The 7933-nt window shown below is 40.3% G+C and carries 8 protein-coding genes; 2 read left to right on the top strand and 6 right to left on the bottom strand.

Annotation, left to right across the window (positions count from 1 at the left end; genetic code table 11):
* Positions 1-239 precede the first annotated feature (239 nt).
* Positions 240-1043 carry an AraC family transcriptional regulator gene (locus VNZ46_RS22165; protein ID WP_325562693.1) on the bottom strand — a complete coding sequence of 268 codons (804 nt, stop codon included), beginning with the start codon at positions 1041-1043 and terminating at the stop codon, positions 240-242.
* A gap of 33 nt (positions 1044-1076) precedes the next feature.
* Positions 1077-2492, bottom strand: coding sequence for an aldehyde dehydrogenase family protein (locus VNZ46_RS22160; protein WP_325562691.1), 1416 nt, complete (start codon positions 2490-2492; stop codon positions 1077-1079).
* A gap of 552 nt (positions 2493-3044) precedes the next feature.
* Between VNZ46_RS22160 and VNZ46_RS22155 the strand changes: the two genes are divergently transcribed.
* Positions 3045-3209, top strand: a complete 165-nt coding sequence (locus VNZ46_RS22155) for a hypothetical protein (RefSeq protein ID WP_325562689.1) — start codon at positions 3045-3047, stop codon at positions 3207-3209.
* A 44-nt stretch (positions 3210-3253) separates the two neighbouring features.
* Here the strand turns inward: VNZ46_RS22155 and VNZ46_RS22150 are convergent, their stop codons facing one another.
* Genes VNZ46_RS22150 through VNZ46_RS22140 form a run of 3 tightly spaced genes read right to left on the bottom strand, consistent with a single transcriptional unit; the run spans position 3254 to position 6329 of the window.
* On the bottom strand, positions 3254-4549 hold the full coding sequence (locus VNZ46_RS22150; RefSeq protein WP_325562687.1) for a TonB-dependent siderophore receptor: 1296 nt from the start codon (positions 4547-4549) through the stop codon (positions 3254-3256).
* An 11-nt stretch (positions 4550-4560) separates the two neighbouring features.
* The gene (locus tag VNZ46_RS22145; RefSeq protein WP_325562686.1) at positions 4561-5598 is read right to left on the bottom strand and encodes a TonB-dependent receptor; all 1038 of its coding nucleotides are present in this window, start codon (positions 5596-5598) and stop codon (positions 4561-4563) included.
* Positions 5599-5606: 8 nt separating this feature from the next.
* The gene (locus tag VNZ46_RS22140) at positions 5607-6329 is read right to left on the bottom strand and encodes a DUF4198 domain-containing protein (RefSeq protein WP_325562685.1); all 723 of its coding nucleotides are present in this window, start codon (positions 6327-6329) and stop codon (positions 5607-5609) included.
* A 207-nt stretch (positions 6330-6536) separates the two neighbouring features.
* On the opposite strand from VNZ46_RS22140, the gene VNZ46_RS22135 reads away from it, so the two are divergent.
* Positions 6537-6707: a hypothetical protein gene (locus VNZ46_RS22135; RefSeq protein ID WP_325562684.1), complete on the top strand. Its 171-nt coding sequence runs from the start codon at positions 6537-6539 to the stop codon at positions 6705-6707.
* Positions 6708-6741: 34 nt separating this feature from the next.
* On the opposite strand, the gene VNZ46_RS22130 is transcribed toward VNZ46_RS22135, so the two are convergent.
* A partial coding sequence (locus tag VNZ46_RS22130) for an alpha-L-fucosidase (RefSeq protein ID WP_325562682.1) occupies positions 6742-7933 on the bottom strand: 1192 nt, incomplete at its 5' end.

The following is a 7933-nucleotide window of genomic DNA, read 5'->3' as shown; positions in this document are numbered from 1 at the left end:
CTAAAGACCACAATTAAGAATAAGCTGTACACAATAATTTTATCTGATCCCACAATTTCGTTTTTCATTCCATTACAATTTTATCGTTCATCTCCTAATTAATTAAGAAGCGAATTTTAAAAAAGCAACTGTTAACAACTGTTAATTGAGACGAATCAGTTAAATTTTGCGGCCAAACACCCATTTTTTGGGGATCAATAACAGTTAATGCGCCTAAACCGGATGGGCTGATCTGATCATTAGACAAGAAATGCACTAGGTGACTTTCCAAACTGCTTTTTAAACGTAAAAGAAAAATGAGAAAGGTCTTCAAAACCCAACTCCAGGTACACCTCAGAGGGCATTCGCTTCTTTTCTTTGATCAGATAATAAGCTTCCTTCAACCGGCGCTGTAATAGCCAACGGCTAGGTGTTATACTGAATATCTTTTCAAAATCGCGTTTAAACGTAGAAAGACTTCTACCTGTTAAATAAGAAAACCTTTCGAGGCTCACATTAAAATGAAAATTCTTTTCCATAAAAGCCCCCAGATCTATTTTATAAGGCTCCGAAAAATCAAATAAGATATTTTTCAAAGCAGGATCATATCTTAGTAAAACCAACAGTGCTTCCTTTTGCTTAAGTCTTAAAAGTTCAATCGCGCTCGTTTCATTCAGCAAAGGCTCGTATGCCATCATCGAATTCATAAATCCTATAATTGATGCTTCTTTTGGCAAGCGGATAAATGCAGCTGTATTGGTTTTCTCTTCCGCCTTATAACCGTACTCCAGACTAAAATCCCTCAGCATTTTATCATCAAAAAAAATAGAAAGAGACTTGAATTCTCCCTGATCAGGTGGATACTTAACAAATTTCAACAGATGGTTTTTCCTTGCCGAGTACAATTCACCCTTTTTAAACTGAACTTTCTTTTGTCCATCATTTAATTCCATGATTCCCGATATAACCATCCCCAAGCTGTGCCCCTGTACAAACTGCTCCCCTTCCCTAAACTCAGAGAAATGGCAGGAATAGTTAATCGGGAAAAGATCTCTTTCTATCATTTTTTCTAGCAATAAAACGCTTAAATTTAACAATTATTCCAGGACTGCTTTAGGTTCCAAATAGGCTTCCAAACCATATGCCCCAAATTCTCTGCCGATACCCGATTGTTTAAAACCACCAAAGGGTGCCTGAGGATCATGAGAAAAACCATTAATATTAATTCTTCCAGCTGAAATTTGCGCTGCTACACGATTTGCACGTAATGTATCTGAGGAACTGATATAAGCTGCCAACCCATAAGTCGTGTCGTTGGCTATTGCAATCGCATCCTCTTCAGATTTGTAAGGAATAATAGATAATACCGGACCAAAAATTTCTTCCCGGGCAATACGCATCTCATTATTTACATTTGTAAAGATCGTAGCTTTCACAAAATTACCCGCTTCCAAACCATTTGGCTGCCCTTCACCTCCCACTAAAAGTGTAGCGCCCTCCTCTTGTCCAAGCCTGATATAACTTTGCACACGCTCATATTGTTTTTTACTAACCAAAGGCCCTACATGCGTATCTTTATCCTGAGGATTTCCCACTTTCACACTTTCAGCAGCAGCCTTCGCTATGGCATTTACTTCTTCCAGTTTATCTTCCGGAACCAATAAACGGGTGGGTGCAATACAAGCCTGTCCACTATTCATATAGGCACCTAAAACAGCCATGGGAATCACTGTATTTAAATCTGCGTCATCCAGGATCACATTCGGTGATTTACCACCTAGTTCCAGTGTAACCCGTTTCATCGTGTCAACAGCACCCTTAGCGATGGTTTTACCTACTGCTGTTGAACCTGTAAAAGATATCTTGGCAATATCGGGATGACCGGTCATTTCAGCACCTACAACAACTCCAAGACCATTTACAATATTCCAGACCCCGTCAGGCAAGCCGGCCTCATGAAAACATTCTGCAATAAGTTGTGTTTGCAATGCACTCATTTCACTTGGTTTGATCACAACAGTACAACCAGCAGCAATTGCAGTGGCCAGTTTATTGCAAATAAAACTGTTGCTGGCATTCCATGGAGTAATGATACCTGCAACACCCAAAGATTCTAAACGCACTTTTGAGTGGCCAACCCTTTTTTCAAAGTCAAACTCCCGCAAGGTTTCAATCATGGAAGAAAAAGCATGTATTGCATGCTGTGTACTGGCCTTGCAAAACTGGAAAGTACCGCCATACTCCAACACCATAACGTCTATCAGTTCCGCTTCTCTTTTGCTCACCGCAGCTTGTAGCTTCTGCAGGTAGCTTATGCGTTCTTCCCTGGTCGTTTTAGCAAAACTTTTAAACGCTTCCTTTGCAGCGGCAATCGCCATGCGTGTATCCTCTTCATCACCCAGTGTTACCGTTCCAATTTTTTGATTATTACTGGGGTTAATAAGGTCGAAAGTTTCTGTTCCATGAGGTGTCACAAATGCACCGTTGATGTAAATCTGATTAATATTTTTCATCGTCTGATCGTTTTTGATATACACAAAGATCAGGTGATTATCCAGAAGATTGTTTTGTTAAAACGGTCAAAGTTGCTTTGCTGAAACGGTCAGCAAACACGATAAAAACAGATGCAAAAGACTGTTTTTAAAAACCGAAATGGCTATATTTAAAAAAAATGGCCGTGATGTACTCATGCTCGTCAGCTTGCTTATTTGGTCGTGATCCTACTGAATATTCAATTTTTAAATTTCTTAAAGGAGAACTGGTCTGGAACCAGAGCATATTGGTTTGATATGCACGCGCAATGATGCCAAAACCGTTGCGCCATGAGTGCGCCTTTATTCAATAAAAAGGCGCACTCATGGCGCATTCATACAAAGCGAATATAGAGCCGCTTCCGGTGACGTCCTAGCCTATTCTAAACCTACCGGCTTCTTAAATTAAATTTGTATCTACCACAAAAACCCGGAAATTACAGAACAATTCTAAGTAGCTACGAAAAATACCTCTGGCTTCGGGGAAATATCCTTAGTTTCGGGCTTTCTTTTCAACTTTAAACTTTGCATCGAATGTCTAAAATCAAAATATTGCTGGTCTTGTCTTTTGCATTAGTGGTTTACTCGCTGCTCACTTTAATAAAAACCGGATTTTCATTATCCAATATAGCTATTTTTGTGGGGAGTGGTTTACTCACCGCATATATATTACTGAATAAACGGATCAATAGACCCTAAACGGTACAACTGTGATCCCGGAGTCTTGCCGGGATCACAAAAAATTAAAACTTAACTGTAAAATTAGCGGAAAAAGAACGAGGCATCTGTGCTTGTCCAAATGGGCCCCAATATTGTTCGTTACCCAGATTATCAGCTTTCAATCCTATCCTGTATGATGGGCGGTCATAAAATGCTGTTGCTCCCAAGACCACAAACGAAGGTATAAGGAGTGTATTGGAATCATCAAAGAAACTTTTGCTCGCATAATTTCCACCAGCGCCAATACCTGCGCCTTTAAGGAGGCCCTTTGAAATGGTATAACTGGCCCACCCATTGAACATATTTGCTGGCGTACTGTAAGGACGTTTTCCTTGCACGTCTACATCTGCCTTGGTATAAACACTTTTATTATAGGCATAACCCAGCATAATATTAAAACCGCTAAAAGGGTTGGCAATCAGTTCTGCCTCTATACCTTTACTGCTCTGGGTAGCGTCCTGAACAGAAAAATTCGGATTGGTCGGATCTGCCCTTAGTTTATCTTTTACTAAAATAGTATAGTAACTTAATGTAGCAGATAAACGGTTACCGAAAGTTTCGAGTTTTAAACCTCCTTCATATTGGTAAGCCTGCTCTGGTTTGAACAATTTGCCGTCCCGACTTTTTTGGCCATATCCATAGCTAAAACCATTCTGATAGTTCCCAAACACAGACAATTGATCCTTCAGGAGCTGATAAATCAAACCAACTTTAGGCGACAGTTTGGTTTGAGAAAAACCTTCGGCTGTGATGCCAGAATTTAAATCGCGGATACCTTTATCCTGGTAATGGTCAATCCTTAAAGAAAGCATAGCGATTAAACGATCTGTAACGTTAATCACATCGGCTGCATAAGCTGCATAATTATTCGTGCGCTGATCCGAAGGAGAAGCCGGAATGGTGTCTAAGGCTTTTTGCAGGTTTGCTTTGGAGATAAACGGCGTAGCGGGCAATTTGTAATTGATGACATCGTACTTGCTGCTCAGATAGTAGTTGGGATCCTGCACATAGCCGGTATAATCTAGTCCTAGTAAAATACGGTTTCTAACCGATCCGATATGCAGATCTCCGTTAAAGTTTTGCTGAATCTGCACAGTATGATAATGATCAGATAACCTCCCAACCGAACGCTGTAAGGAATCGCCGCTCATGACCATCGGGTTCATAAAGTATTGTTTGGGTGCATCTACCCCATTAACGGTATACAAGGTCTGTGAAGTCCATTGGTCACTGATCTTATAATTGGCTTGTAAGTAAACATTATAGTTCAATAAGCGGGTATCTACATCATTACTGGAGTAAGAACGGTTATAGCCCAAGCCGACATCCTTTAAACTCTTATTGGTCCAAAGTGCTGTATTTTGAAAATTGTAAGATGAAATAGCTGCAGTATGCCGCTGGTAAAGCTCAGTCTATCGTTGGCTCTATAGGTAAAGCTTGGTGCAATGAGATAATTTCTTTCAAAGCCCGAGTCCATAGAACTTCCCTGGCTGTGAAAGGCCGTATTTATCCTCAGCAATGCACGTTTATCTTCACTTACCGGGCTATTAATATCGGCCGTGATCCGGTTTAAGCCGAAGCTTCCACCGGTATAACTGATCTCTGTATGTGCCGTATCAAAAGGTTTCTTGGTCACTCTGTTGACCAGGCCTCCATAAGAAACCATGCCCGAGCCAAACAAAGTACCAGATGGACCTTTGATGACCTCAATACGTTCTACGTTGGCTGGATCAATAGCGGAATACTGATAGGCAGAAACCCCATTCCTAATAAAGTTGCCTGTAATAAAACCACGCATAAAGGTATATGCCCGCCCATTTGCTGCCTGAAGTAAGGTAGAGGTTCCAGCTGCATTTCTAAGTGCACTTTTGTAGTCAACAACAATTTGCTCTTTCATCACTTCATTAGAGATCACCGAATACACCTGGGGATTTTCCAGGTTTTTAAGTGGCATCCGGGCTACGTATTCTGTTTCCTTTTTTGCAAATTTAGCATGGCCAGAAGTTACAACTACTTCATTTAGCTGGTTCTTAGACAACTTCAACTGGATAAATACATTAGACGTCTTTCCAGCTTGTACCGTTACTTTTTCCTGTTGTGTTTGGTAGCCGACGAGAGAAATTTTAAGTTCATAATGTCCAGGTACCAGATTTTTAATTTCAAAATAGCCGTCTTCATTCGCAAGCGTACTTTTTGAAGAGCCGGCCACTTTTATACTCACACCAGATGCCGGTTTTGTATCAGTTGTGGTTACAAGCCCCGTAATGATTCCTGTTGAGGATTGTGCAAGAGCCGCATTTAAAGAACTCATTAAGGTCAAGACCACGAAAAAAGGCAAAACCAGTAGTTTTGGTAAAGTTGTTTTCATTTTTACCCTTACTTTTTAACCTCAAAACTATAAGTAGAACCTTGCCAAAGGGCTTTATATTGATTTCCGTTTGCTTCGCCTGGATCCTTACTGAAATTACTGGCCTCCAGCACATATTTTCCTGGCCATAAAGGGACGAAACTTATGGTTCCATCTTCAGCCGTTGTGAATTCTCTTGACCAGCCAGATGGTGAAAATACCTGAACCGTACTGCCTGCTTTTGCATTTTTTTGGTGTAGCACTTTTACTTTAACTGCGGCACCGGTTTTCCAGGATGTACCTTCCAAAGGAAACACCTGAAGCTCATTGGTACTGGACGCGGGGTCAATCTGATTGGTGGTTTTGCCTACAAATACATGACTGCTGGCCAAAAACTCATATTGTGTCCCTTCATGAAGGTCTTTTGACTTATGGCTGATCTGCAAACTGTAGATACCATCTTTCTGCGGGGTGAAGGAAGCTTGAGAAACGTTTTCTCCAATGGTGGTAGGAAGTTGTGTTTTAGTTCCATCCGGGCCAATCAGCCAAAGGGTTAAATCCTTCAAATCTGAATACCATTTTTCTACCTTGTCCCGCTCACCCTGACCATATTCGCCGAAATAAACTTTAACGTCTTGTGCCTGGCCTATTTTACCTTGAGCTGTAGTTTCAATCCATACTGCATGGGCGGAGAGTTGATTAGCTATTGCAATAAACAATAGCATGATGAAGAGTGGTTTTAGTGTTTTCATTTTTACTGATTTAATTTTATTATTATTTAGATTTAATCTAATTAGAGGCAAATCTATATAAACTTTCCTTAAATCAAGAGATTATTTTTAATGATTCTAAATAATTATGACTAGCTTTGGGGCAAGAGTTAATCGAAATTTAAAATAGAATTCATAAAACAACAATAAATTAGATTAATCCGCTCTCTTACCCTAATCTCTCTCGCTATGGAAAATCAACAAAAAACAGAAAACGTGGCTCCGCAACAAAAGACCAACGAAGAGTTGTTTAAAAAAGCTGCTGAACTGAAAAAGAAGAATGTTGAGATACAACAGAAATTGGTCGAATTGAAAAAAAGGGCCGATGAAATACTTCACCCCGGCCCTTCTAAAGTTTAAATTATTTTCTGATCTGCCAGGTCTGCTCAATGATTTACCTGGATTCATTATAGACCTGGAATTCTGCAATTGATGGAGCCGTATCATAGGTTTGGATAGAGATACGGACTTTATCGCCCTTAACTTTATCAAAGCGGTGTAACTTTACCCTGTTGGGGTTTTCTCCTTCAAAAAGCAGTTTCCAGACTTTATTATCATAATACTCTAATTTATATTTTTTTATGTTAGGCCTGCTTTCATAAACAATTACAGTATTAAATGTTTCGGGGCTGCGGAAATCGATCTCGTACCAAGGTTCTTTGACTCTGGAATTTGATTGCCATGAACTGTGGAAATCATCGTCGTTCGCGAAGTCCATTATATTCATATCCTCGCTCCAGCTGGAATTTGCAGGCTGGTTCCTGGCCAGGTTGGTGGAAATAATTGGCGCTCCTGTGGCTTTAAATGTAGCAGGTACCGGATTGTTTTTATACAACTTTCCAATTTCTTTTAAGGCAGCAATAGCGTTATCATCAAACAGGCCCTCTTTATTTGGAGCTACGTTCAGGATAAAATTACAGTTTGCTTTGTTCAGAGGAAGAAGTGTCTCGTTAACCAGTTTCTCTGGGTTTTTAACCGCTGTTTCCGGAAAATCACTTTTCCAAAACCAGGAACTTTGCAGGGGAAGACAGGCTAAAGCGGGCATGGTATTGGTTTCTTTAGAAAGGTGCTGTCCCGCGCCCATTTCATAGGTTTTGATATCGGTATAATACAATCCGTCTGAAGGGTATTTGGCGCCGTTCAGGTCCATCATAATACAGTTGGGCTGCAAAGATTTGACCAGCTTATAGATTTCTTCAAAAGGAACATCATCGTAAGATATTCTGGACCATGGTGCGTCCCAACCATCAATGATCAGCGCTTCTACAGGACCATAATTGGTCAATAATTCGGTGAGTTGCTTTTTGATCATTTCGATATGACTGGGTACAATCTCATTAGGGCGTAGTTTATGATGGGTATCCAGGATAGAATAATACAGCATCACCTTCAATCCGTTTTTCCGGAAGGCATCTGCAAATTGTTTAACCACATCCTTTTTATATGGGCTGTTCATCACGTTGTAATTTGTTGATTTGGTATCCCAGATACAAAATCCACTATGGTGTTTTGTGGTGATACAGCCGTAAGTCATATTTGCTGATTTAGCGGCTTTGGCCCATTGGTCTGCATTGAGTTGAGTGGGG

Origin of the sequence: Pedobacter sp. (assembly GCF_035566355.1) — a bacterium.
In the GTDB taxonomy this organism is placed as follows: Bacteria; Bacteroidota; Bacteroidia; order Sphingobacteriales; family Sphingobacteriaceae; genus Pedobacter.
The sequence above is the reverse complement of the archived record's forward strand: the minus strand, read 5'-3'. Positions and strand labels throughout refer to the sequence as shown.